We start from the raw sequence: 23,768 nt of genomic DNA, 5'->3' as shown, positions 1-23,768 counted from the left end.
CGCCATGACAATAACTCCACAACACCTGATTGCGCTGCTACCGCTGCTGATCGTCGGCTTGACGGTGGTGGTTGTGATGCTCTCCATTGCGTGGCGACGCAATCACTTCCTCAATGCCACGCTGTCGGTCATTGGGCTTAACGCCGCGCTGGTTTCGCTCTGGTTTGTTGGCCAGGCTGGCGCGATGGACGTGACCCCGCTGATGCGGGTTGACGGTTTCGCAATGCTCTACACCGGACTGGTTCTGCTGGCGAGTCTGGCGACCTGTACTTTTGCCTACCCGTGGCTGGAAGGCTATGACGATAACCGGGAAGAGTTCTACTTGCTGGTGTTGATTGCCGCGCTGGGTGGCATTCTGCTGGCGAACGCCAATCATCTGGCGGCGCTGTTCCTTGGTATCGAACTGATCTCCCTGCCGCTGTTTGGTCTGGTGGGCTATGCCTTCCGTCAGAAACGTTCGCTGGAAGCCAGTATCAAATACACCATCCTGTCTGCTGCCGCCTCGTCATTCCTGCTGTTTGGTATGGCGCTGGTGTACGCGCAGTCTGGCAACCTGTCGTTTGTCGCGCTCGGTAAGAGCCTCGGCGACGGTATGCTGAACGAGCCGCTGCTGCTGGCGGGCTTCGGGATGATGATTGTTGGTCTGGGCTTTAAACTCTCTCTGGTTCCGTTCCACCTGTGGACGCCAGACGTATACCAGGGTGCACCGGCTCCGGTTTCCACCTTCCTGGCGACGGCGAGCAAAATCGCTATCTTCGGCGTGGTGATGCGTCTGTTCCTGTACGCGCCGGTTGGCGACAGTGAAGCGGTTCGCGTGGTGCTTGGCGTGATCGCCTTTGCTTCCATCATCTTCGGTAACCTGATGGCGCTGAGCCAGACTAACATCAAGCGTCTGCTGGGTTATTCGTCTATCTCTCACCTCGGCTACCTGTTAGTGGCGCTGATTGCTCTGCAGAGCGGCGAGATGTCCATGGAAGCGGTCGGCGTTTACCTTGTCGGTTACCTGTTCAGCAGCCTCGGCGCGTTCGGCGTGGTCAGCCTGATGTCCAGTCCGTACCGTGGTCCGGATGCCGATTCTCTGTTCTCCTACCGTGGGCTGTTCTGGCATCGTCCGATCCTCGCGGCAGTGATGACGGTAATGATGCTGTCTCTGGCAGGTATCCCGATGACGCTGGGCTTTATCGGTAAATTCTACGTGCTGGCAGTCGGTGTGCAGGCGAACCTATGGTGGCTGGTTGCCGCTGTGGTGGTTGGTTCCGCGATTGGTTTGTATTACTACCTGCGTGTTGCCGTGAGTCTGTACCTGAGCGCGCCGCAGCAGCTTAACCGCGATGCGCCGTCTAACTGGCAGTACAGCGCAGGCGGTATTGTGGTACTGATCTCCGCACTGCTGGTGCTGGTGCTGGGTATCTACCCGCAGCCGCTGATCAGTATTGTGCAGTTAGCCGCACCGCTGATGTAAGCGACAAGCAAAAACGAAAAACCCGCCGAGGCGGGTTTTTTTATGGATGAAGAATCTTCAGGCAATCAACTGACGACTGACCAGCGGGCCGCTGATGTTTTGCGCCGCGCGATCCATCACTTCCTGAATAACGGATGACAGTTCGTTCACTTCAAACTTCGCCACGTAGCCATCGGCTTTCACTTTGCGGACGTGATCTTCATTGGCACTACCGGAAAGAGAAGAGTGGATCACCACCGGAATTTTCTTCAGCCGCTCGTCGGTTTTGATTTTTCGGGTCAGGGTGAAACCATCCATCTCCGGCATTTCCAGATCGGTTAACACCAGTGCGATCTTCTCGCTAATCGCTTTGCCTTCCGCTTCCGCTTCCTGCGCCAGTTGCTGAATTTTGTCCCAGGCATCTTTACCGGTGACGTGCATTTGATGGGGAATGTCCATGGCCGTCAGACCTTTCTCCAGCATCGCACGGGCCACGCGGGAGTCTTCCGCGACAATAGCCACGGCACCGGGGGTGATGTTGAACTTATTGGTTTTCAGTTCCGTTGCGCGCAGGTCGTGATTCGATGGCACGATGTCATACAGAATCTGTTCTACGTCGAGCACCAGCGCCAGGTTGTTGGTCTCTTTGTCTTCATCCAGACAGGCGATACTGGTGATGTAGCGGCCGTTCACCGCTTTCTCTGCGGTGTGTACCTGCTTCCAGTCCAGGCGCATGATGTTTTCGACCGACTCGACGGCGAAGGCCTGCACGCTACGGGCATATTCGGTGATTAACAGAATGTTGAGTCCATTCTCCGGCTTGCAGCCGGCTACGGCGGGGAGGTCAATAACCGGAATCACCTGATCGCGAATATTGACCATTCCCAGCAATGGCGCCTTCATCCCTGCCGGACGAGTAAAGGCAGGCATAGGTACAATTTCGCGCAACTTGAACACGTTAATGCCAAACAGCTCAGATTTCTGTTCGTGCAGGGAGTTTCCCAGACGAAACAGCAGCAGTTCAAAGCGGTTGGACAGGGTCAGATTCGCCCTGTCATCGATATCTTTCTGGAAATTGTCCATGCTGTCCTCAGTGTGAATACTGCGTTTTTACTGTTATCGGCACTGAGAGCAAAAAATGGAGCCCTAAACCGTGAAAATGGCGAAATCGTCGGCAAGTTCAGTGGAAGGGAAGATAGCCTGACACTCTGCCAGCAGTCGCTGGCAACCTGCGGCGTCATAGCGCGAACTGACGTGCGTTATGATGAGCTTTCCGACTGCAGCCTCCCGTGCCAGCAGTGCCGCCTGGCGGGTGGAACTGTGTCCACGGCTGTTGGCCTTTTCTTCCATTGACGTATCCAGCGTGGTTTCGTGAATCATCACGTCGACCCCTTTCGCCAGATCAAGCGCGGATGCGCAGGGCGCGGTATCGCCAAAAATCGCGGCTGTTTTACCGGGCGTCGCCGGGGCAAGAAAATCGGCCCCGCGTATCACGCTGCCGTCTTCCAGGGTAACCGTTTTGCCTGCTTTCAGATCCTGGAACCAGGGACCGGCTTTCACCCCAGCGGCTTTCAGCGCTCTGGCGTTCAGCGCGCCGGGTTTATCATGCTCCTCAACGCGGTAACCGTAACATTCCAGCGGGTGTTCAAGCGGGTAAGCCGTTACTTTTCGCAGCCCGTCATCAAGAATTTCCCCGGCGGTGATTTCGACGATTTCCAGCGGATAGTCAGTCCATGAGCCGCTCAGACGCAGCGCGGTTTCAGTAAACTCACGCAGCCCCTTCGGCCCGTAAAGCGTTAGCGGCTGAGCATTGCCCGCCATCGAACGACTGCACAGTAAACCCGGCAAACCGAACAGATGATCGCCGTGCAGATGGCTGATGAAAATCCGTTCAATTTTGCCGGGATGATATGCCGTGCTCAACATCTGATGTTGCGTACCTTCACCACAGTCAAACAGCCATAGCGCGGGCTGCGTCGGGTGTTGATGATGTAGCAAAATGGCTGTCACGTTGCGCGTACGCGTGGGCACGCCAGCTGAGGTACCCAGAAAGAGAAATTCCATTATTTCATTACACTTTTGAAAAATAATCTGGCTAGTATAAATCGTTTACGGAAAAGGAGCGCACGATGATTATCTGGCAAGACCTGCATCATTCGGAATTAACCGTCCCACAGCTCTATGCGCTGTTAAAACTGCGCTGTGCGGTGTTTGTTGTGGAGCAGAACTGTCCCTATCTCGACGTAGACGGTGACGATCTGGTGGGTGAGAACCGCCATATCCTGGGCTGGCATGACGGCGAGCTGGTGGCGTATGCGAGGATTCTTAAAAGCACTGAAGATCTGGAGCCCGTCGTGATTGGACGGGTGATCGTCAGTGAAGCGTTACGCGGTGAAAAGCTGGGCCAAAATTTGATGGCGCAGACGCTGGCGTCTTGTCAGCGACACTGGCCGGAGAAGGCGCTGTATCTGGGTGCACAGGCGCATTTGCAGGCATTCTATGCACGATTTGGTTTTGCTCCGGTCACCGAAGTCTATGAGGAAGATGGCATCCCACATGTGGGGATGGCGCGCGAAGCGATTCGGGCGGGATCCTGAGTCGTTGTCTATAGTTAGGGGCAGGTTTACTAACATGGAGAACGAGAATGTCTTATCAATTTGGTGATTCGCGTATTGATGACGACCTGACGTTGCTGAGTGAAACGCTGGAAGAGGTGCTGCGTTCCTCAGGGGATCCCGCCGATCAGAAATACATTGAGCTGAAAGCGCGGGCTGAAAAGGCGCTGGATGAGGTCAAAAATCGCGTAAGTCAGGCTTCAGATAGCTATTATTATCGTGCCAGACAGGCCGTTTATCGTGCAGATGATTATGTGCACGAAAAACCCTGGCAGGGGATTGGCGTTGGCGCGGCGGTCGGACTGGTGCTCGGCTTACTGTTGGCACGACGCTAATCTGCAAGCGAGATCGCATTGACTCCCTAAACTGGGGTACTGCTTTTTTTGTGCAGTACCCCGTATAATGTGAGGTTTTTAACAGGGAGAGGTCCGCGTGCATTCACTCACTACTGCGCTGGAAGGTCTGACGCGTCTTTTGTCGCAGGCAATCCCGGCGGCACCAGGCATTCGGGTTCTCGATGTTCCTTTTCCCCTTAATGACGCTTTCGATGCGTTAAGCTGGCTGGCAAGTCAGTCCATTTATCCGCAATTTTACTGGCAGCAGCGCAACGGTGATGAAGAGGCCGCCGTGCTGGGCGTCGTTGCGCCATTTTCTTCTCTCGATGAGGCGCAATGCTTTCTTCGCCAACATCCGCAGCAAACCGACCTGCGTATCTGGGGACTGAATGCGTTTGATCCAGAGCAGGGTAACCTGGTGTTACCGCGTCTTGAGTGGCGGCGCTGTGCGGGCGTGGCTGTGCTGCGTCTGCATTTGTGGAGTGATGTTTCTCTGCGCGAGGATGCTGACCGGGCGCTGACCTTTCTCGCCTCGCTGGTGAGTGTAAAACCGCTGCCGACATTACGTCTGAGCAAAACCGCTGAACAGCACTGGCCCGAAAAAGCAGGCTGGATCACCCTGATTGAGCAGGCCACGCAGACGATTGCCGAAGGTGAACTGGATAAAGTGGTGCTGGCGCGCGCCAGCGATCTGCACTTTTCTCGCCCGGTGAATGCCGCTGCTGTGATGGCTTCAAGTCGCCGTTTGAACCTGAACTGCTACCATTTTTATATGGCTTTTTCTGCGCAGAGTGCGTTCCTGGGTTCGTCTCCGGAACGTCTCTGGCGACGTCGCGATACCGCGCTCCGTACCGAGGCGCTCGCCGGGACGGTAGCGAATCACCCGGATGATTATAAGGCCTGGCAACTGGGCGAATGGCTGATGAAGGACGACAAAAATCAGCGCGAAAATATGCTGGTGGTCGAGGATATCTGTCAGCGCCTGCAGGACTACACGCATACACTGGACGTTTTGCCGCCGCAGGTGCTGCGGTTGCGAAAAGTGCAGCATTTGCGACGCTGCATCTGGACGGCGCTGAATCAGGCGGATGACACGCTCTGTTTACTGCAGTTGCAGCCCACGGCAGCCGTGGCCGGGATCCCACGCGAACGGGCACGGGCATTTATTCAGCAGCGTGAACCTTTTGCGCGGGAATGGTACGCCGGGTCGGCGGGCTATCTGTCATTACAGCAAAGCGAATTTTGTGTTTCGCTGCGGTCGGCGAAAATCAGCGGTAACGTGGTTCGGCTGTATGCCGGTGCGGGTATTGTTCGTGGGTCAGACCCTGAGCAGGAGTGGCAGGAAATCGATAATAAAGCCGCTGGTCTGCGATCTTTGTTACAGATGGATGGATAATGAGTTACATATTCCCGACTCATATCAATAATCCCTTTTTTCCGTTCTTTATACTGAGTCGCAATATTGATACCGGACAATCTCATGTCAGTAAGCGCATTTAACCGACGCTGGGCGGCGGTCATTCTGGAAGCATTAACTCGCCATGGCGTCAGGCATGTTTGCATTGCCCCTGGCTCTCGTTCCACGCCGCTCACTCTGGCGGCGGCGGAAAATTCGGCTTTTATTCACCACACGCATTTTGATGAGCGTGGTCTTGGTCATCTGGCGCTGGGACTGGCGAAGGTGAGTAAACAGCCTGTTGCCGTGATCGTGACCTCCGGTACGGCGGTCGCTAACCTCTATCCGGCGCTGATTGAAGCGGGGCTGACCGGTGAAAAACTGATCCTTCTGACGGCCGATCGTCCTCCTGAACTGATTGACTGCGGCGCGAATCAGGCGATTCGTCAGGCGGGCATGTTTGCGTCACACCCGTCACAAACGCTTTCGCTTCCGCGCCCGACGCAGGACATTCCGGCCCGTTGGCTGGTGTCGACTATCGATAATGCGCTGGCCTCGCTGCATGCCGGCGCGGTCCATATCAACTGTCCGTTTGCCGAGCCGTTATATGGCGAGATGGACGAAACCGGTCTGGCCTGGCAACAGCGTCTCGGTGACTGGTGGCAGGATGACAAACCCTGGCTGCGCGAAGCGCGTCGGCTGGAGAGCGACAAACAGCGCGACTGGTTCTTCTGGCGGCAAAAACGCGGCGTTGTTGTTGCCGGGCGAATGGGTGCAGAAGAGGGCAAGAAAGTTGCGCAATGGGCGCAGACGTTGGGCTGGCCGCTGATTGGCGATGTGCTGTCGCAAACCGGACAGCCGCTTCCCTGTGCCGACCTCTGGCTCGGCAATCCGAAGGCGGTGACGGAACTGCAGCAGGCACAGATTGTAGTGCAGCTGGGCAGCAGTCTGACCGGAAAACGTTTACTGCAATGGCAGGCAAACTGTGAGCCGGAGGAGTACTGGATTGTCGATAATATCGAAGGGCGGCTGGATCCGGCGCATCATCGCGGTCGTCGTCTGGTGGCAAAAATCGGCGACTGGCTGGAACTGCATCCTGCGGAAAAACGGCAACCGTGGTGTGTAGACATTCCGTGTCTGGCGGAGCAGGCCTGGCAGGCTGTGGCGGCGCGGCGTGATACTTTTGGCGAGGCGCAACTGGCGCATCGCATTCGCGACTATCTGCCCGAGCAGGGGCAGCTTTTTGTCGGCAACAGCCTGGTGGTGCGCCTGATTGACGCGCTGTCGCAGCTTCCGGCAGGTTACCCGGTATACAGCAATCGCGGCGCAAGTGGTATTGATGGTCTGTTATCGACCGCTGCGGGCGTGCAGCGCGCCAGCGCGAAATCAACGCTGGCGATCGTGGGCGATTTATCGGCGTTGTACGATCTCAATGCGTTAGCCCTGTTACGGCAGGTCTCCGCGCCGTTCGTACTGATTGTGGTGAACAATAACGGCGGGCAGATTTTCTCGCTGCTGCCCACGCCGCAGAGCGAACGTGAACGCTTTTACCTGATGCCGCAAAATGTCCATTTTGAACACGCGGCTGCAATGTTTAACCTCAAGTATCATCGTCCGGAAAGCTGGGATGAACTGGAGGCGGCGCTGGCTGGCGCGTGGCGTATGCCTGCGACCACGGTGATTGAACTGGTGGTCAACGACACCGACGGCGCGCAGACGCTACAACAGCTGCTGGCGCAGGTGAGCCAATTATGATCCTGCACGCGCGGGCAAAAGCCGCGCAGTCAGACTCACCCTGGCTGGTTTTCCTGCACGGTTTTTCCGGCGATAGCCAGGAATGGCAACCGATCGGCGAGCGGCTTTCCGGCTTTTCACGCTTGTACATCGATCTGCCTGGTCACGGTGGATCGGCGGAGATCCGCGTCAGCGGATTTAACGATGTGATCAGCTTGCTGCGTGATACCCTCTTTAGTTACAACATACTGAAATACTGGCTGGTGGGATATTCCCTCGGCGGCAGAGTGGCGATGATCGCGGCCTGTCAGGAAATGCCGGGGCTTTGCGGCCTGGTGGTTGAAGGCGGGCATCCGGGACTGCAAAGCGACGCCGAACGCGACGCGCGCCGGGATTCTGACCATCACTGGGCGGAACGTTTTCGCCATGACACGCTGACTGAGGTGTTTACTGACTGGTATCAGCAGCCGGTTTTTGCTTCGCTGAACGCGCGGCAACGAGAAGCGCTTGTTGCACTGCGTAGCCAGAATAACGGCGAAACGCTGGCGGCAATGCTGGAAGCCACTTCGCTGGCGGTCCAGCCTGATTTACGCGCTGCGCTCACCGCGCGCGCCTTTCCGTTTTATTATTTATGTGGTGAACGTGACAGCAAATTCTGCGCCCTGGCGACGGAATTAGCGGCGACCCGCCATGTGATTCGTAACGCCGGACACAATGCGCACCGGGAAAATCCCGCAGGCGTGGTGGACTGTCTGGCTCAGATTCTGCGTCTCTGACTAAAGGACACACTATGATCTATCCTGATGAAACAATGCTTTACGCACCGGTAGAATGGCACGATTGCTCGGAAGGCTACACCGACATTCGCTATGAGAAATCGACCGACGGTATCGCAAAAATCACCATTAATCGTCCGCAGGTGCGCAACGCATTCCGTCCTCTGACCGTCAAAGAGATGATTCAGGCGATGGCGGATGCCCGTTACGACGATAACGTGGGCGTGATTATTCTGACTGGCGCAGGCGATAAAGCCTTTTGTTCTGGCGGCGACCAGAAGGTTCGCGGCGACTACGGCGGCTATCAGGATGACTCCGGTGTGCATCACCTGAACGTGCTGGATTTCCAGCGCCAGATCCGTACCTGTCCGAAGCCGGTCGTGGCGATGGTGGCGGGTTATTCCATTGGCGGTGGTCACGTGCTGCATATGATGTGCGACCTGACGATTGCGGCGGAAAATGCCATCTTCGGGCAGACCGGCCCGAAAGTCGGCTCCTTTGACGGCGGCTGGGGGGCGTCTTACATGGCGCGGATCGTGGGGCAGAAGAAAGCGCGTGAAATCTGGTTCCTGTGCCGTCAGTACGATGCCAAACAGGCGCTGGATATGGGGCTGGTGAACACCGTTGTCCCATTGGCTGAACTCGAAAAAGAAACCGTGCGCTGGTGTCGTGAAATGCTGCAAAACAGCCCGATGGCGCTGCGTTGCCTGAAAGCGGCGCTGAACGCCGACTGTGATGGTCAGGCCGGTTTGCAGGAGCTGGCGGGTAACGCCACCATGCTGTTCTACATGACGGAAGAAGGTCAGGAAGGCCGTAACGCCTTCAACCAGAAACGTCAGCCTGATTTCAGCAAATTCAAACGGAATCCGTAATGCGTAGCGCGCAGGTATACCGCTGGCAGATCCCCATGGACGCGGGGGTGGTTCTGCGCGACAGGCGGTTAAAAACGCGTGACGGGCTGTATGTTCGCCTGCACGACGGCGAGCGTCAGGGATGGGGAGAGATCTCCCCACTGCCGGGATTCAGTCAGGAAACCCATGAAGAGGCGCAGGTTGCGCTGCTGGCCTGGGTTGACGGCTGGCTGCAGGGAGAAGATGCATTGCCTGACATGCCTTCTGTGGCCTTTGGCGTCAGTTGTGCGCTGGCGGAAATAGCCGGAACGCTGTCTGAAGCCGCAGACTATCGGGCGGCGCCGCTGTGTACCGGCGATCCGGACGATCTGGTGCTGCAACTGGCGGATATGCCCGGCGAAAAAGTCGCGAAGGTGAAGGTCGGACTGTACGAAGCGGTTCGCGACGGCATGGTGGTCAATCTACTACTGGAGGCGATACCGGAACTGCGGCTGCGGCTGGATGCCAACCGCGCCTGGACGCCGTTGAAGGCGCAGCAGTTCGCGAAGTACGTGAACCCGGACTACCGTAACCGCATCGCCTTCCTCGAAGAACCGTGCAAAACGCGCGACGACTCGCGAGCCTTTGCCCGTGAAACCGGGATTGCTATCGCCTGGGACGAAAGCCTGCGTGAGGCGGATTTTGTCTTTGAAGCAGAAGAGGGCGTACGTGCAGTGGTGATCAAACCGACGCTGACCGGGTCGCTGGAAAAAGTGCGTGAGCAGGTACAGGCCGCGCATACACTGGGGCTGACGGCGGTGATCAGTTCATCCATCGAGTCGAGCCTGGGTCTGACCCAACTGGCGCGCATTGCCGCGTGGCTGACGCCAGACACCATTCCGGGACTGGATACGCTGAGCCTGATGCAGGCGCAGCAGATTCGTCGCTGGCCGGGAAGTCCATTACCACTGATTGACGAATCAGCCCTGGAACGCCTGCGATGACCTTTCCTGACTGGCCGTGGCGATACTGGCGGCAGGTTCAGGGAGACGCGCCAGCCATACGCCTGAATGATGAGGTGCTAAGCTGGCGCACGCTCTGTACGCGTATTGATGCCCTGGCGAGCGGTTTTGCCGCACAGGGGGTTACCGAAGGCTGCGGCGTTATGCTGCGCGCCTGGAATCATCCGCAGACACTGCTGGCATGGCTGGCGCTGTTGCAGTGCGGTGCACGGATCCTGCCGGTCAACCCGCAGCTTCCTCACGCCTTACTGGCAACATTGCTGCCCGATCTCACGCTGCAGTTTGCGCTGGACCTGGAGGGAGAAAACCGCTTTCCCTTTCTGATCCCGCTGAACTGCCTGAACGCGAACGGGCAGCATGCCGTCGACTGGCAGCCGCAGCGTCTGTGTTCCATGACGCTGACCTCCGGTTCGACCGGTCTACCGAAAGCGGCAGTTCATACCTGTCAGGCGCATATTGCCAGTGCTGACGGTGTGCTGTCGCTGATGCCGCTGGCAACAGAGGACGACTGGCTGCTCTCTCTGCCGTTGTTTCATGTCTCCGGACAGGGGATTCTGTGGCGCTGGTTAGTGGCCGGGGCGCGGATGACGGTACGGGAAAAACAGCCGCTGGAACAGATGCTGGCCGGATGCACCCATGCTTCGCTGGTGCCAACGCAACTCTGGCGACTGCTGGTGAACCAGACGCCGGTGGCGCTGAAAGCCGTTTTGCTGGGTGGCGCGGCGATTCCGGTGGCGTTAACCGAGCAGGCGCGCGCGCAGGGCATTCGCTGCTGGTGCGGATACGGCCTGACGGAATTTGCCTCAACGGTATGTGCAAAAGAGGCGGACGGTCTGGCTGATGTCGGTATGCCTTTACCGGGACGAGAAGTCAGAATCGTAAATGATGAAGTCTGGCTGCGGGCGGCCAGTATGGCGGAAGGCTACTGGCGAGACGGTAAACTGGTTTCGCTGGTTAACGATGAAGGCTGGTTTGCCACACGCGATCGCGGCGTGCTGAATGACGGAAAACTGACCATCGCCGGACGTCTGGATAATCTCTTTTTTAGCGGCGGAGAGGGGATACAACCCGAAGAGGTGGAACGGGTCATTGTTACGCATCCTCACGTGCTGCAGGCGTTTATCGTGCCGATCGAGGACGCCGAATTTGGTCATCGACCGGTGGCGGTGGTGGAATGTGACGCAGACGTCGCAGAGACAGAACTTAACGAATGGGTGAAAGACAAACTGGCACGTTTCCAGCAGCCGGTACATTGGCTTTCTCTGCCTGCCGAACTGAAAAATGGGGGGATCAAGATATCCCGGCGTGCCGTCGTTGATTGGGTGAATGAAACATTAGGAAAACATTAATTTCACTTCGCAGTTTTACCAATTGATGCCCATTGCCACTTTGTTTATCTGCTACTGTGTAACGTAATGTAAAAGTTCCCGATACGTAAAGGTATGCAATGGAGTGGCAGGTGAAGAAGTCGTGCTATGACAAAAGGTCAGGGAAGCATGCATTAGTGTTAAGTGATGCCGGCGGTTCACTGAAAATGATCGCTGAAGTCCAGTCTGACATTGTGGTGAATGCCGGTGATATCCTTTCTCCGCAGAAGGATGCGCTGTATTCCGTCAACCGTGACAGCGGGCGGACGGTGAAGATTCTGGATGCCAGAAATTATACCTGCGACGAGTGGGAGCGCCTGAAGACGTTGTTGGGGAACAAATAAACGTCAGCGCGTTTTCCGCGGTGCGGGCAGAAAAATGAACATCAGTCCGGCCATGATACACAGTACGCCCAGCAGCGCTTTCAGAGAAAACGTGCCCTGCCAGCCGGGTAAGATTATCGACGCCACCCACACCAGCACATAACTCAGGCTGAGCAGCGCGTAAGCCTTGCTCAGCGCGAGGTGATGTAGCGCGTTATGCCAGCAGAAAACCGACAGCAGATAGCCCACTAAACTGGTGAATAGCACGAGCGTACCGGTATGGAGGGAGAACAGCACCGGGATAAACGTCTGCCACTGTGTCATCGGCGGCAGGTTTGCCATCGCAAAGCTCAGGCCCAGTTGCGCGACGGACGTGATGATCACGCTGCACAGTCCCCAGAGTAATCCCATTACGCCGCACTCCCCAGAATAAAAATACCGCTGATGATCAAGACGATGCCCAGCCAGTGACGAAGCGCCACCGGTTCACGCCAGATTTTCCATGCCAGCAATGTGACCCAGACAAAGTTGAGACTGAGCATCGGGTAAGCGATACCCACGGGAATGTTCTGCAATACCAACAACCACAGGATCATCGCCAGGCCAAGGCAGGCGAGCGCCAGCCCCAGCCACAGGGCAATATGGCGTCTTCGCGCGCGGGTCGGCACGCGGAGCGTCGCCTGTTTCTGGCATAACTGCCCTGCAACGCTAAGCAGGCTGGCCAGTACTAATACCAGCCAGATCATTTGGGACGATACTGAATCAGCACCAGACGCCCCTGATTATCGATACTGTCAGCAGGGGGAATGGCAAGGCGGTTGATGTCTTCATCCTTCGCGATGGTGAGCACGAGCGTAATAATACCCTCCTGACGGTGCTGGCTGAGCCAGTCCGCAAAATCGCCGTAGCGAATGAACCGGCCTTTAGCATCGGGATAGTTAAGGCCATATTTCAACTCGCCGGTTTGCCCGTACATTAAAATGTCGTCGCGTTTCAGGCTCCAGGCCAGCCCGGCGGCGACGCCTACGCTGTCGGTAAGAATGTAGCGGCTTGGCGCCAGGTTTTCCCGGGTCATCTCGACAAAAAACTGTGGCTGTTTGGATTCCATGACCCGATCGGGCACGGAAAAACCAAACAACAGCGCCAGCGCCACGGGACACAGCGCGGCATAAATCCAGCTCTTTTCGGTGTTAGTCAGCGTATACCAGCCGAAAAAAGTCCACAGAGCAAACATCCCCAGCGTGCAGAAAACCTTATACACCTCAATGTGCATCCAGACCGGCGATTTCAGCGGTCCCCACGGCGAGACAACCAGCGTAGCGATAATCCCGATGACGCCGAACAGAATATTGATCCAGCCGTTGATGCGCAGCGCGGCAAAGCCCTTTTCCGCTGCGTTCAATCCGTATCTCGCCATCAGTATGGCGAGCGGGGCGAAACAGGACAGAATATAGGTCGGTAATTTGCCTTTCGCGATGCTGAAAAACACCAGCGGCATTACGATCCAACCGAGCAGATAGAATGCGCTGCGCGATTCATCTCGCGTCTGCCAGCCGGTCTTTAAGGCTCCGGGAAGCAGCGCAAGCCACGGCAGGCTTCCGGCGATCAGCACCGGCAGATAGTACCAAAACGGCGCTTTGTGCTGGGCGTCATCCATCGCGAAACGCTGGATGTGTTCGACCCAGAAAAAGTAGTGCCAGAAATCGGGTTCACGTTGGGCGATTGCCAGTCCCCACGGCAGAATGACGACGACACAACTGATGACCGCTAATCCGCCAAAGAGGAACAGATCTTTCCAGCGTTTCTGCGCGGCGACCCACGGCAGAACGCTGAGCACCGGTACCGCAAGCGCCAGAAAACCCTTGGTCATTACGCCCATCCCGCAGGTGACGCCCAGCAGCAGGAACCCTGCACTTTTCCCTTGCCAGGTGGTGGCCTGCATCGCCTGCCAGAAGCAGCACAGTCCCGCCATTAGCCAGAGCGCAATCAGTGGATCGAGCACTGCATAGGTGCCAATCCCGTAGACAATAAACAACGACAGGAAGATGATGGCCGACAGCAGGGCGGTACGCGTATCGCGCCATAGGCGCATGGCAAGCCATGCCACCAGCACGGCGGTGACCAGCGTCGCAAAAATGGCGCCCGCGCGAACGCCGAAATTGTTCGCACCAAACAACCCCTGCCCGATGCTGTTGATCCAGTACCCGGCAATGGGTTTTTCAAAGTAACGGACGCCAAGAAAATGAGGAACAAGCCAGTCGCCGGAGGCCAGCATTTCACGACTGATCTCGGCATAGCGCGTTTCATCAGGTTGCCACAACAGACGCAGGTTGATGGGGATGATGTACCAGAACGCGATTAGCGCGGCCAGTATCTGATAATAACGGGTGTTTTTCATCGTATGACACTCATTGCTTGCTGGCAGCCTAACCATCCTTCTCTTCCCGCGATGTGACCGCGAATAATCTCTCCCGGCGGCAAGGTGTTGCGATCCTCAGGCAGGAGATCGCCAAGTGGGCAGAAGGTGATGCCCGCATCGGCCGCACGCTGGAGCAGTTCCTCAAACTGGCGGTGCCAGGCACCGCCTTCGACTTCGGCATGAATGGTATACACCGGCGTACCGGTATCCCGCTGTATTCGGGAGAGGATCCAGTCGTTGAAATCCTCTGCCTGAACCTCACGACCCACCGCTTCATCCCACGTGGGCAACGTGACCGGAATTTGTGGCGTAGCGAACGCATCAGCCCCGAGAACCGGACGGAACGGCGCCCAGCCGCGGCAGTCGCTGTTGTATCGCAGAGGAAATGCCTCTTTGGCGAGCACCACACGCTGGTCAGCGCGCCAGCCCGCGACGGCTGAACAGGTCACGGGCTGGCCGGTGATCGCCTCCAGGGCGGTGATCCCGTGTGAAATATCGGCGATCAGTTGCTGTTCGCTCCACTGAGGACTCCGGGACTGCCAGGCGTGGTGATCCCAGGCGTGCAGACCCGTTTCATGCTGGCGTGCCGCTTCACGGATAATCTCGGCGTTTGCGCGACCGATTTCTTTTCCCGGCCAGGCGGTACCGGCCAGCAAAATATCCCAGCCGTAAAGAGACGCGGCGTTTGAGCGCAGCATTTTCCACAGAAACTGCGGTTTAATCAGGCGCCAGAGATGGCGCCCCATGTTGTCAGGCCCAACGCTAAAGAAAAAACTTGCCCGAATGTGGTATCGGCTCAATGACGCTAACAGGCGCGGCACACCTTCGCGGGTGCCGCGGAAGGTATCGACATCAATACGCAAGCCGACTTTTGTCATGATGAATGTTCCGTGAGTTCTACACTGCGCAGGAAGAAATCCAGCGTCTCGTCAACCGTTTCGCGCATATCGATGGTAGGCTCCCAGTCCAGGCAACGTTTTGCATTACGGATGTTGGGCTTACGGTGCTCCACATCCTGATAGCCTTTGCCATAATAGCTGCTGCTTTCAACCACCCGTAACCCGGCAAACGGTGGAAAATGATGGCGCAGTGGATGTTTGTCGAAACTCTCCAGCAGCATTTCCGCCAGTTCCTTGATGCTGGCTTCGTTTTCTGGGTTGCCGATGTTGATGATTTCACCGTCGCAGCGACCCCCCGCATTTTCAATGATCCGGTACAGCGCTTCGATGCCGTCGCGGATATCCGTAAAGCAGCGTTTCTGTTTTCCGCCTTCGATAAGCTTAATCGGCGAGCCTTCCACCAGGTTAAGGATCAACTGTGTGATGGCGCGTGAGCTGCCAATTCGCGCAGAATTCAGGCTGTCGAGTCGCGGCCCCATCCAGTTGAAGGGGCGAAAGAGGGTAAAGCGGAGCCCGTCTTTTTCGCCATAGGCCCAAATGACACGGTCGAGAAGCTGTTTGGACACCGAGTAAATCCAGCGGGGTTTATTGACCGGCCCGACAATCAGATTCGAGCTGTCTTCATCAAACACTTTGTCGGTACACATCCCGTACACTTCAGAAGTCGAGGGGAAAATGATCCGCTTACAGTATTTCACGCAGTAGCGAATGATTTTCAGGTTTTCTTCAAAATCCAGTTCAAAGACGCGCAGTGGGTTGCGGGTATATTCAATTGGCGTGGCAATGGCCACCAGCGGCAGCACCACGTCGCATTTCTTAACGTGATATTCGATCCATTCAGAGTGAATGCTGATGTCGCCTTCCACAAAATGAAAACGCGGGTGGTTGAGGAAGCGGCCAATCGCATCGCTGCCGATATCCAGACCATAGATTCGTAGTGGTCTTCGCGCAGCAGGCGTTCGGTAAGATGGTTGCCAATAAAACCATTCACGCCGAGGATCAGCACGCGGGTACGGCGCTTGCTGGCAGCCAGCGATGGGCTGTTTAAACGGGAGCCTGCAACCAGGCCGAGTACCTGCGCTAACTGTGCACCCTGCATGGTGATGCCGTTACCCGCCTGTCCGGTCACTACCTCCAGCGCGCCTTCGGAACAGGCGATCAGCAGGGGCGCGACGGAAATCACGGTACCCGGTTGCGCGGTCTGGGGCTGTGAGTGGACGCGGGATGACCAGATGGTGAATTTTTGCGTGCCGGAATAGCTGAACGCGCCCGGCCAGGGGGCCGCGACCGCCCGCACCATGTTATGCAGCGTCGTTGCCGGTCGGTTCCACGTCAGGAAACTGTCTTCAGGCGTGCGACGACCAAAGTACGTTGCGTCGCTCTCGTTTTGCAAAACGTCACGCGTCTCTCTGCGTTTGATAGCGGGTAGTGCCTGTTCCAGCACCTGTCGGGCGGTCTGGCAAAGCTTATGATGTAGCGTAAGGGCCGTATCGTCAGGCGAAATAGCGACACGCTGTTGCCCGATAATGGCGCCTGCATCGGCGCGGTTGACCATGCGGTGCAGCGTCACGCCGGTTTCACTTTCGCCATTCACCAACACCCAGTTCAACGGGGCGCGACCGCGATACTTTGGCAGGAGTGAACCGTGCAGGTTGAATGCACCAGCCGGAGCCTGTTCCAGAATTGCATCGCTGAGTAGATGACGGTAATAGAAAGAGAAAATAACGTCAGGAGCGAGTTGGCTGATACGCTCAGCCCAGATTGGATGGTTCACGTCATCCGGGGCGTAGACCGGGATCCCCGCATCAGCGGCCAAGCGAGAAACGGAGCCAAAAAACGTGTTTTCTCCTGGATTATCCGCATGTGTAAAAATGGCGGCAATGTCATAGCCGGCGTCGAGCACGGCCTGAACGCCCAGACAGCCCATATCGTGATACGCGAAGACAACGGCTTTCATTATTGATTTTCCTTTGTAGAGTGCGGGCTTTCCGGACGAATAACTTGCTGGACGAAATAGCGGGGGCGGGCGCGGACATCGTTGTAAATTCGACCGATATATTCGCCGAGTAATCCCATGCCGATGAACTGCGCGCCGATAAAGGTAAACAGAACGGCAAACAGCATGAATACCCCTTCAGCCGCCCATTGTGGCCCCAGCGTCAGGCGGAGAATGACGAGGAGTATCGACAGAGTAAATCCGGTAACGGCGATGACGCTGCCGAGCAGGCTCAACATGCGCAAAGGCGTCGTCGTCAGGCAGGTCACCAGGTCGTACATCAGGTTAATCAGCCGCATAAAGCTGTATTTGGAATCACCAAATTCACGTTCCGCGTGATGAACGGGGATCTCCGTGGCGCGCCGGGCAAAAATATTCGCCAGAATCGGGATAAATGTGCTGCGCTCATGACAATGCAACATGGCATCGATAATGTGCCGGCGATAGGCGCGAAGCATGCAGCCGTAGTCGCCCATGGCTTTGCCCGTGGTGCGCTGAATCAGATGGTTGATCATCTTCGAGGCGGTTTTACGGAACAGACTGTCCTGACGATTCTGGCGTACGGTGCCAACGACGTCATACCCTTCATCGGCTTTTGCCACCAGACGCGGGATCTCTTCCGGCGGGTTTTGCAGATCGGCATCGAGCGTAATGATCAGGTCGCCAGTAACGTGACTAAATCCCGCCATGATGGCGGAATGCTGCCCGTAGTTGCGATTGAGTAAAATCGAAACGATGTGGCTGCCTTCGGCTTCTGATGCGTCGATCAACAACCGGGCAGAGTGGTCGCTGCTACCGTCATCAATCAACAGGATTTCATAGTCTTTTCCCAGACTCTCGCAGGCCGCAGTGGTTCGCCTGAACAGTTCCGGCAGGCTTTCCTGTTCGTTATAGACAGGGATCACCACCGACACTTTCGTAATCGGAAGAGCTTCAAACATGGTTATTTACCTGCAATCTGGCGAAGTGCGGTGATGACACGATCGGTATCCGCCGGGGTCATATCAGGAAACAGCGGTAGCGAGCAAATACGTGCGCTGTTCCATTCGGTATGGGGGAGCGACAGAGTGTTAAAGCGCTCGCGGTAATATTTCTGCGTGTGTGCCGCGCGAAAATGCAAACCGGTCCCGATTCCCTGGGCTTTGAGCGCCTCCATCAGCGCGTCACGACTGATGCCACAGCACTCTTCGTCGGTACGAATAATAAACAGATGCCATGCATGGACGTGGGGCCATGACGGCAGGCTCAGCGGTTGAAACGGCAGATCGGCCAGCGCTTGTTGGTACGCGTGGGCGATGGTTGTCCGGCGACGGTTTAGTGTCTCTAGTTTGTCTAACTGAACCAGCGCTATCGCCGCGTTAATATCGGTCAGATTATATTTGTAACCCGGTGTCAGTACCTCGGCCTGAGGCGCGCGACCCCAGGTCTGGCGATCGTAGGCATCCACGCCGAGTCCGTGGAATTTCAGCTTACGTAACTCCCGGGCGAGTGGCTCATCATCGGTGACGATCAGTCCTCCCTCTGCGCAGGTGACATTCTTGATGGCGTGAAAGGAGAAAATCGCGGTACCTCGTGCGCCGACGTGACGACCCTGATAATAAGTCCCGACCGCGTGGGCGGCATCCTCGATAACCGCAATGCCGTGACGTTCTGCAAGGGCGTAAATGGCATCCAGATCGGCCGGTGCGCCGGCGTAATGGACGGGAATAATGGCTTTCGTGCGCGGCGTTATGGCGGCTTCAATGTGCTCAGCGGTGACCATCAGCGTGTCGCGGTCGACATCCACCAACACTGGGGTGGCGCCCAATAGCACAATCATGTTCAGGGTGGAAACCCAGGTCATTGACGGGGTGATGACTTCATCACCGGCACCGATTCCCAGCGCCATGAGAGCGATATGCATACCTGCCGTGGCGGAGCTAACGGCAATAGCGTGGTGGTTTCCCGTCAGCTGGCAGAAGGCCTCTTCCAGTTGCTGATTTTTCGGGCCGGTCGTAATCCATCCGGAATCAAGAACCGCTTTGATTGCGGCAAGTTCTTCCGTACCTATCGCCGGGCGAGAGAAAGGCAGAAAATCAGACATTATATTTCCTTTAGCCATTTGGATACTGCGATCCTCTTATTTATTAAGTCATAAACAGGAGGCTAAATGAGGATTATCCAGTTAAAGCCAAATAATAGTGGCTGAATATTAATTTAACCTTAAGAACTTAACGTTAAGAAAATATATCCTTTTTTCTCTATATTGCATTTGCATTGGCCAGGGTTTTCGGGCATTTTGCCCACTTAAATGATCATGCCTTTGATTAAGCGGTATGCCGTAAAGTGATATTTCTGTTCGCCGGTAACGGGTGGAGTTTATTGTGTTTATCGTGTCCCAGTATTTCATTAAATCCAAAAAATATACGGTTATCCTGTTATCAGCGCTGGTGATAATGGTAGGGCTGGGCAGCCATTTCGCCTGGAGTAGTAACGGATTGCCGCGAATCGATTCCCGTACTCTGGCGGTACTGGCAAAACAGCATCCGGTGGTGGTGTTGTTTCGTCATGCCGAGCGCTGCGACAGGTCAGACAATCTCTGCCTGTCGGATAAAACCGGCATTACCGAGCATGGCGCGAAGCAAGCCCGTGCGTTGGGCGCCGCGTTTGGTAAAGAGATAAAAGACTACGATTTGTATGCCAGCGATACGGTACGCACCATTCAGTCAGCGACCTGGTTTTCTGCGGATAAAAAACTGACGGTAGATAAAGGCATGCATGCCTGTGGGCGGGGGACTTATCAGGCCATTGAGCGTTTAGCCAATAAGTCGGAAAATAAAGATGTGGTAATTTTTACCCATAATCATTGTTTGACATATCTTGCAAAAAATATGCGGGGTGTAAAATTGACCCCGGATTATCTGGACGGCCTGGTGATGCATGTCGATAAGGGAAAATTATTCCTTGATGGTAAACTGGTATCACTCTAACCCCTATTATGAATAAAGAATGACAGCCGTAATGGCTGTCATCAAATATTACAATAACCCTTTCAGTGTTAAGGTTTTCACCGTCGCAACGTTCAGATCGTATTTCGCTAAATCTTCCGGCTTGACCCAGGCAAACGCCTGAAACTCGTCATTGATATGCACCTCACGATTGGCAGCGATGCAGTCGAAAATCAGGTAAATCATATAAATCTCTTCCTGACGGCCATCGGGGTAGGTTTTGGTACGGATATCATCGCTGAAGGTCCAGGGTTTGATATCAGTCAGAACCAACTCAGTACCCAGTTCTTCGCGAATCTCACGGCGCAGGGCCTCTTCAATGCGTTCGCCTGGTTCAACGCCACCACCAGACAGTGCCCATTGGCCCGGGAAAACGCCCCGGTCGTCGGCCATCTGGCACAGGAGATAACTTCCAGCATTCTGTATTAAGGGGCAAACAATAGTCCTTTGACGCACGGTAATGTTCCTTGAAGCAGAGGGAGTGTTAGCAGGGAAAAGTTTATCCCCTGGCAACAGGGGAGAAAATGTTTATTTTCTATTCATATGAGAAATGTACTTTGATGGATTGCTATGAATAAAAAATAGTATCCTGGCGCTTTTCCGGACGGTAAAGAGGGTTAACGGGACTCTTCTTGTCTCTGAACGGTATTATTTAGTTACAAAATGCCGCACGATCGCTTTTTTAGCTCATTGATTCCTTTAGCGCTGGCAGTACAATCCTGCGGCTTTGGGGAACTTTACGTATTTGCTTGCTGGAAAGGGTAAAAATGAAAAAAAGCGTATTATTTGGCATAGCGGGAATGCTGTTCGTTTCCGCCTCTGCGAGTGCAATGAGCATCAGCGGACAGGCGGGTAAAGAATATACCAACGTTGGCGTCGGCTTTGGCACCGAGTCCACGGGACTGGCGCTGAGCGGTAACTGGATGCATAGCGATGACGACGGTGACGTCGCGGGTCTGGGGCTGGGGCTAAATCTACCGCTCGGTCCGCTGATGGCGACGGTGGGCGGCAAAGGGGTCTATACCAACCCGAACGACAGTGATGAAGGCTATGCTGCTGCGGTTGGCGGTGGATTACAGTGGCCAATAGGCGACAGTTTCCGCCTGTTCGGCGAGTACTACTACTCACCGGACTCGTTATCCAGCGGGATCCAGAGCTATGAAGAGGCGAATGCCGGCGCGCGTCTGACGATCATGCGTCCGCTCAGCATCGAAGCGGGTTATCGCTACCTCAACCTGGCGGGTAAAGACGGCAATCGTGATAACGCCATTGCGGACGGCCCGTATGTTGGGGTCAATGCCAGCTTCTAATTTTGGTGGCGCGGTCTTCTGCCGCGCCACTTTTGTTACCTTCCTGATATTTCTCTACCACGCCACTTCCCCCTTTGCGTTATAGTGTTTTCATCATAAAAGCAGGAGAACACGATGTTAAACGTGGAGATGTTATCCACCGGGGATGAAGTGTTGCACGGGCAAATCGTCGACACGAATGCAGCCTGGCTGGCCGATTTTTTCTTTAATCAGGGATTGCCCTTAACCCGTCGTAATACGGTGGGCGATAACCTCGATTGCCTGGTCGCCATTCTGCGCGAGCGGAGTCAGCATGCTGACGTACTGATCGTCAACGGTGGACTGGGGCCGACCAGTGACGATCTCAGCGCGCTTGCTGCGGCGACGGCGAAAGGGGAAGGGCTGGTTCTGCACGAAGCCTGGCTTGCCGAGATGGAACGATTCTTCCGCGAGCGCGGCAGAGTGATGGCGCCCAGCAACCGCAAACAGGCGGAACTGCCCGCCAGCGCTGAATTCATCAATAATCCTGTCGGCACCGCCTGTGGTTTCGCGGTACAGCTTAATCGCTGTCTGATGTTCTTTACGCCGGGTGTACCGTCAGAATTTAAGGTGATGGTAGAACATGAGATCCTGCCGCGTCTGCGCGAGCGCTTCTCTCTCACCGAACCGCCGCTGTGTCTGCGTCTGACCACCTTTGGTCGTTCGGAAAGCGATCTGGCGCAAAGCCTCGACTCGCTTTCATTACCGGAAGGGGTGACGCTGGGTTACCGTTCTTCGATGCCAATTATCGAACTGAAATTAACCGGACCGTATGCCCAGCGTGAAGCGATGCGCGGTCTGTGGCAGGAGGTCAAACGTGTTGCCGGCCAAAGCCTGATTTTTGAAGGTACCGAGGGACTTCCGTTGCAAATCGCCCGCGAGTTGCAGAAAAGGCAGCTCAGCCTGACGCTGAGCGAGCAGTTCACCGGCGGGTTGGTGGCACTGCAGCTCTCCCGCGTGGGCGCGCCGCTGCTGGCCAGTGAAGTGGTGCCTTCGCAGGAAGAGACGCTGGCGCAGACTGCGCACTGGACGACAGAACGGCGCGATAACCACTACGCCGGACTGGCGCTGGCGATCTCCGGGCTGGAAAACGATCACCTGAATTTTGCGCTGGCGACCCCCGACGGGACGTTTGCCCTGCGCGTGCATTTCAGCGTGACCCGTCACAGTCTGCTGGTCCGTCAGGAGGTCTGTGCGATGATGGCGCTAAACATGTTACGTCGCTGGTTCAACAAGCAGGATATTGCCAGCGAACACGGCTGGATTGAGGTGGTTGAATCCCTGACGCTGTAGTCTTTACCTCGCCCGAAGGCATTGCGTTTTTCGGGCTGATTCTTTTTTTGTCCAACCCATTGTACTCCCCACGAAAAAATCCGTGCGTCACCTCACATTCCTGCACGTAATTTCTCCATTCTGCTGGAAGAAAGGCGCGACATGACGCGCTTCACAAATTTACCTGACGCGACCGATCACACTGATTCCAGTATCTCAGACTGGAGTCCAGTATGTTGGAATCAAGCAAAGTCCCGGCGCTCACCCGCGCCATTGATATTCTCAATCTGATTGCGCGGATTGGCCCCTGTAGCGCCGCCACGATTATCGAAACGCTGGGTATTCCCAAAAGCACGGCGTACCTGCTGTTGAGTGAACTGAAGCGTCAGCGGTTTATCAGTGTCGATCACCAGGAGAACTTTTGTCTGTGGACCAAACTGGTGGAACTCTCCGGCCATGCGCTCAGCAAAATGGATCTGCGTGAACTGGCGCGACCACGCCTGACGCAACTGATGGATGAAACGGGGCTGCTCTGCCATTTGGGGATCATTGACCATGAAAGCGCGTATTACATCCTGAAGGTGGAATCGTCTTCGACCATCAGCGTGCGCTCCCATGAAGGGAAAAGCCTTTCGTTGTATCGCTCTGGTATTGGTAAGTGCCTGTTGGCCTGGCAGCCCGCCGCCGTGCGTAACGCCATTATTGAACAGCTGGTGTGGGAGCAGGCGACCCCCACCACGATCACCCAACCTCAGCAACTTAGCGATGAACTGGAACGCATCCGTCAGCGCGGCTGGAGCTTCGACAACGGAGAGGATTATCCGGATGTACGCTGTGTTGCTGCCCCTGTATTTAATGCCAATAACGAACCCGCCGCCGCCATTTCGGTGGTTGGCACTCGCTTAGAAATTAACGAAGAGAATCGTGATTATCTTGCCGGCAAAGCCATTGCCTGCGCGAAGGATATTTCACGTCTGTTGGGATGGAAAAGTCCCTTCGATTCACTCGCATCATAATAATGGAGAACA

At 55.7% G+C, this 23,768-nt stretch carries 23 protein-coding genes and 1 pseudogene; 14 read left to right on the top strand and 10 right to left on the bottom strand.

The window, feature by feature from the left end; all coding sequences use genetic code 11:
• Positions 1 to 4 precede the first annotated feature (4 nt).
• The gene (gene nuoN / locus KI228_RS15070; protein ID WP_090049633.1) at positions 5 to 1,462 is read left to right on the top strand and encodes an NADH-quinone oxidoreductase subunit NuoN; all 1,458 of its coding nucleotides are present in this window, start codon (positions 5 to 7) and stop codon (positions 1,460 to 1,462) included.
• A 57-nt stretch (positions 1,463 to 1,519) separates the two neighbouring features.
• On the opposite strand, the gene KI228_RS15065 is transcribed toward nuoN, so the two are convergent.
• Positions 1,520 to 2,524, bottom strand: a complete 1,005-nt coding sequence (locus KI228_RS15065; RefSeq protein ID WP_044258510.1) for a chemotaxis protein — start codon at positions 2,522 to 2,524, stop codon at positions 1,520 to 1,522.
• A 63-nt stretch (positions 2,525 to 2,587) separates the two neighbouring features.
• A complete protein-coding gene (rbn, locus tag KI228_RS15060; RefSeq protein ID WP_061069832.1) occupies positions 2,588 to 3,505 on the bottom strand; it encodes a ribonuclease BN in 918 nt (305 codons plus the stop codon).
• A gap of 65 nt (positions 3,506 to 3,570) precedes the next feature.
• Between rbn and KI228_RS15055 the strand changes: the two genes are divergently transcribed.
• The 9 genes from KI228_RS15055 to pmrD all read left to right on the top strand — a co-directional run bounded on the left by KI228_RS15055 (position 3,571) and on the right by pmrD (position 11,860).
• Entirely contained in the window at positions 3,571 to 4,038 is a 468-nt protein-coding gene (locus tag KI228_RS15055) for a GNAT family N-acetyltransferase (RefSeq protein WP_043000025.1), read from the top strand.
• A 47-nt stretch (positions 4,039 to 4,085) separates the two neighbouring features.
• The gene (elaB, locus tag KI228_RS15050; protein ID WP_043000026.1) at positions 4,086 to 4,391 is read left to right on the top strand and encodes a stress response protein ElaB; all 306 of its coding nucleotides are present in this window, start codon (positions 4,086 to 4,088) and stop codon (positions 4,389 to 4,391) included.
• A 97-nt stretch (positions 4,392 to 4,488) separates the two neighbouring features.
• Complete coding sequence (gene menF / locus KI228_RS15045; RefSeq protein WP_061069833.1) at positions 4,489 to 5,787, top strand: isochorismate synthase MenF; 1,299 nt, start codon at positions 4,489 to 4,491, stop codon at positions 5,785 to 5,787.
• Positions 5,788 to 5,871: 84 nt separating this feature from the next.
• Positions 5,872 to 7,542, top strand: a complete 1,671-nt coding sequence (gene menD / locus KI228_RS15040) for a 2-succinyl-5-enolpyruvyl-6-hydroxy-3-cyclohexene-1-carboxylic-acid synthase (protein ID WP_109740426.1) — start codon at positions 5,872 to 5,874, stop codon at positions 7,540 to 7,542.
• The gene (gene menH, locus KI228_RS15035) at positions 7,539 to 8,297 is read left to right on the top strand and encodes a 2-succinyl-6-hydroxy-2,4-cyclohexadiene-1-carboxylate synthase (protein WP_061069835.1); all 759 of its coding nucleotides are present in this window, start codon (positions 7,539 to 7,541) and stop codon (positions 8,295 to 8,297) included. Before menD ends, menH begins: the two co-directional genes overlap by 4 nt.
• 14 nt (positions 8,298 to 8,311) lie before the next feature.
• A complete protein-coding gene (gene menB, locus KI228_RS15030) occupies positions 8,312 to 9,169 on the top strand; it encodes a 1,4-dihydroxy-2-naphthoyl-CoA synthase (RefSeq protein WP_043000030.1) in 858 nt (285 codons plus the stop codon).
• The gene (gene menC / locus KI228_RS15025; RefSeq protein WP_061069836.1) at positions 9,169 to 10,131 is read left to right on the top strand and encodes an o-succinylbenzoate synthase; all 963 of its coding nucleotides are present in this window, start codon (positions 9,169 to 9,171) and stop codon (positions 10,129 to 10,131) included. Before menB ends, menC begins: the two co-directional genes overlap by 1 nt.
• Positions 10,128 to 11,498: an o-succinylbenzoate--CoA ligase gene (menE, locus tag KI228_RS15020; RefSeq protein ID WP_061069837.1), complete on the top strand. Its 1,371-nt coding sequence runs from the start codon at positions 10,128 to 10,130 to the stop codon at positions 11,496 to 11,498. Before menC ends, menE begins: the two co-directional genes overlap by 4 nt.
• Before the next feature lie 98 nt (positions 11,499 to 11,596).
• Entirely contained in the window at positions 11,597 to 11,860 is a 264-nt protein-coding gene (gene pmrD, locus KI228_RS15015; protein ID WP_044258528.1) for a signal transduction protein PmrD, read from the top strand.
• A gap of 3 nt (positions 11,861 to 11,863) precedes the next feature.
• On the opposite strand, the gene arnF is transcribed toward pmrD, so the two are convergent.
• The 7 genes and pseudogenes from arnF to arnB form a co-directional block, all read right to left on the bottom strand.
• The gene (gene arnF / locus KI228_RS15010; protein WP_043000034.1) at positions 11,864 to 12,250 is read right to left on the bottom strand and encodes a 4-amino-4-deoxy-L-arabinose-phosphoundecaprenol flippase subunit ArnF; all 387 of its coding nucleotides are present in this window, start codon (positions 12,248 to 12,250) and stop codon (positions 11,864 to 11,866) included.
• Positions 12,250 to 12,585, bottom strand: coding sequence for a 4-amino-4-deoxy-L-arabinose-phosphoundecaprenol flippase subunit ArnE (arnE, locus tag KI228_RS15005; protein WP_058586865.1), 336 nt, complete (start codon positions 12,583 to 12,585; stop codon positions 12,250 to 12,252). Before arnE ends, arnF begins: the two co-directional genes overlap by 1 nt.
• Positions 12,582 to 14,237: a lipid IV(A) 4-amino-4-deoxy-L-arabinosyltransferase gene (gene arnT / locus KI228_RS15000; protein WP_044266224.1), complete on the bottom strand. Its 1,656-nt coding sequence runs from the start codon at positions 14,235 to 14,237 to the stop codon at positions 12,582 to 12,584. The genes arnE and arnT overlap by 4 nt, the downstream gene beginning before the upstream one ends.
• Positions 14,234 to 15,136: a 4-deoxy-4-formamido-L-arabinose-phosphoundecaprenol deformylase gene (gene arnD / locus KI228_RS14995; RefSeq protein ID WP_054175978.1), complete on the bottom strand. Its 903-nt coding sequence runs from the start codon at positions 15,134 to 15,136 to the stop codon at positions 14,234 to 14,236. Before arnD ends, arnT begins: the two co-directional genes overlap by 4 nt.
• Positions 15,133 to 17,114: pseudogene (gene arnA / locus KI228_RS14990) on the bottom strand (bifunctional UDP-4-amino-4-deoxy-L-arabinose formyltransferase/UDP-glucuronic acid oxidase ArnA). The gene arnD and the pseudogene arnA overlap by 4 nt, the downstream one beginning before the upstream one ends.
• On the bottom strand, positions 17,114 to 18,094 hold the full coding sequence (gene arnC, locus KI228_RS14985) for an undecaprenyl-phosphate 4-deoxy-4-formamido-L-arabinose transferase (protein ID WP_044266219.1): 981 nt from the start codon (positions 18,092 to 18,094) through the stop codon (positions 17,114 to 17,116). The pseudogene arnA and the gene arnC overlap by 1 nt, the downstream one beginning before the upstream one ends.
• A 2-nt stretch (positions 18,095 to 18,096) precedes the next feature.
• Entirely contained in the window at positions 18,097 to 19,236 is a 1,140-nt protein-coding gene (gene arnB, locus KI228_RS14980) for a UDP-4-amino-4-deoxy-L-arabinose aminotransferase (RefSeq protein WP_054175980.1), read from the bottom strand.
• A 280-nt stretch (positions 19,237 to 19,516) separates the two neighbouring features.
• Between arnB and KI228_RS14975 the strand changes: the two genes are divergently transcribed.
• Positions 19,517 to 20,122: a histidine phosphatase family protein gene (locus KI228_RS14975; RefSeq protein ID WP_043000041.1), complete on the top strand. Its 606-nt coding sequence runs from the start codon at positions 19,517 to 19,519 to the stop codon at positions 20,120 to 20,122.
• 48 nt (positions 20,123 to 20,170) lie between these two features.
• Here KI228_RS14975 and nudI read toward each other — a convergent pair whose 3' ends face one another.
• Positions 20,171 to 20,596 (bottom strand): nucleoside triphosphatase NudI, encoded by a 426-nt coding sequence (nudI, locus tag KI228_RS14970; RefSeq protein ID WP_043000042.1) that lies wholly within the window; start codon positions 20,594 to 20,596, stop codon positions 20,171 to 20,173.
• Positions 20,597 to 20,907: 311 nt separating this feature from the next.
• Here nudI and KI228_RS14965 point away from each other — a divergent pair, with 311 nt between their 5' ends.
• The 3 genes from KI228_RS14965 (at position 20,908) to KI228_RS14955 (ending at position 23,756) form a co-directional block, all read left to right on the top strand.
• Entirely contained in the window at positions 20,908 to 21,450 is a 543-nt protein-coding gene (locus KI228_RS14965) for a YfaZ family outer membrane protein (protein ID WP_043000043.1), read from the top strand.
• Between the two features lie 114 nt (positions 21,451 to 21,564).
• Complete coding sequence (locus tag KI228_RS14960) at positions 21,565 to 22,761, top strand: nicotinamide mononucleotide deamidase-related protein YfaY (RefSeq protein WP_054175981.1); 1,197 nt, start codon at positions 21,565 to 21,567, stop codon at positions 22,759 to 22,761.
• A 212-nt stretch (positions 22,762 to 22,973) separates the two neighbouring features.
• On the top strand, positions 22,974 to 23,756 hold the full coding sequence (locus KI228_RS14955; RefSeq protein ID WP_043000045.1) for an IclR family transcriptional regulator: 783 nt from the start codon (positions 22,974 to 22,976) through the stop codon (positions 23,754 to 23,756).
• Positions 23,757 to 23,768 lie beyond the last annotated feature (12 nt).

Origin of the sequence: Citrobacter amalonaticus (assembly GCF_018323885.1) — a bacterium.
GTDB classification, from domain to species: domain Bacteria; phylum Pseudomonadota; class Gammaproteobacteria; order Enterobacterales; family Enterobacteriaceae; genus Citrobacter_A; species Citrobacter_A amalonaticus.
Note: the sequence above shows the minus strand (reverse complement) of the source record. Positions and strands in the feature narration are given on the sequence as shown.

Excerpts from the sequence above, each read along its gene's own strand:
- nuoN (WP_090049633.1), top strand. The coding sequence starts at position 5 with ATGACAATAACTCCACAACACCTGATTGCGCTGCTACCGCTGCTGATC.
- KI228_RS15065 (WP_044258510.1), bottom strand. The coding sequence starts at position 2,524 with ATGGACAATTTCCAGAAAGATATCGATGACAGGGCGAATCTGACCCTG.
- rbn (WP_061069832.1), bottom strand. The coding sequence starts at position 3,505 with ATGGAATTTCTCTTTCTGGGTACCTCAGCTGGCGTGCCCACGCGTACG.
- KI228_RS15055 (WP_043000025.1), top strand. The coding sequence starts at position 3,571 with ATGATTATCTGGCAAGACCTGCATCATTCGGAATTAACCGTCCCACAG.
- elaB (WP_043000026.1), top strand. The coding sequence starts at position 4,086 with ATGTCTTATCAATTTGGTGATTCGCGTATTGATGACGACCTGACGTTG.
- menD (WP_109740426.1), top strand. The coding sequence starts at position 5,872 with ATGTCAGTAAGCGCATTTAACCGACGCTGGGCGGCGGTCATTCTGGAA.
- menH (WP_061069835.1), top strand. The coding sequence starts at position 7,539 with ATGATCCTGCACGCGCGGGCAAAAGCCGCGCAGTCAGACTCACCCTGG.
- menB (WP_043000030.1), top strand. The coding sequence starts at position 8,312 with ATGATCTATCCTGATGAAACAATGCTTTACGCACCGGTAGAATGGCAC.
- menC (WP_061069836.1), top strand. The coding sequence starts at position 9,169 with ATGCGTAGCGCGCAGGTATACCGCTGGCAGATCCCCATGGACGCGGGG.
- menE (WP_061069837.1), top strand. The coding sequence starts at position 10,128 with ATGACCTTTCCTGACTGGCCGTGGCGATACTGGCGGCAGGTTCAGGGA.
- pmrD (WP_044258528.1), top strand. The coding sequence starts at position 11,597 with ATGGAGTGGCAGGTGAAGAAGTCGTGCTATGACAAAAGGTCAGGGAAG.
- arnF (WP_043000034.1), bottom strand. The coding sequence starts at position 12,250 with ATGGGATTACTCTGGGGACTGTGCAGCGTGATCATCACGTCCGTCGCG.
- arnE (WP_058586865.1), bottom strand. The coding sequence starts at position 12,585 with ATGATCTGGCTGGTATTAGTACTGGCCAGCCTGCTTAGCGTTGCAGGG.
- arnT (WP_044266224.1), bottom strand. The coding sequence starts at position 14,237 with ATGAAAAACACCCGTTATTATCAGATACTGGCCGCGCTAATCGCGTTC.
- arnD (WP_054175978.1), bottom strand. The coding sequence starts at position 15,136 with ATGACAAAAGTCGGCTTGCGTATTGATGTCGATACCTTCCGCGGCACC.
- arnC (WP_044266219.1), bottom strand. The coding sequence starts at position 18,094 with ATGTTTGAAGCTCTTCCGATTACGAAAGTGTCGGTGGTGATCCCTGTC.
- arnB (WP_054175980.1), bottom strand. The coding sequence starts at position 19,236 with ATGTCTGATTTTCTGCCTTTCTCTCGCCCGGCGATAGGTACGGAAGAA.
- KI228_RS14965 (WP_043000043.1), top strand. The coding sequence starts at position 20,908 with ATGAAAAAAAGCGTATTATTTGGCATAGCGGGAATGCTGTTCGTTTCC.
- KI228_RS14960 (WP_054175981.1), top strand. The coding sequence starts at position 21,565 with ATGTTAAACGTGGAGATGTTATCCACCGGGGATGAAGTGTTGCACGGG.
- KI228_RS14955 (WP_043000045.1), top strand. The coding sequence starts at position 22,974 with ATGTTGGAATCAAGCAAAGTCCCGGCGCTCACCCGCGCCATTGATATT.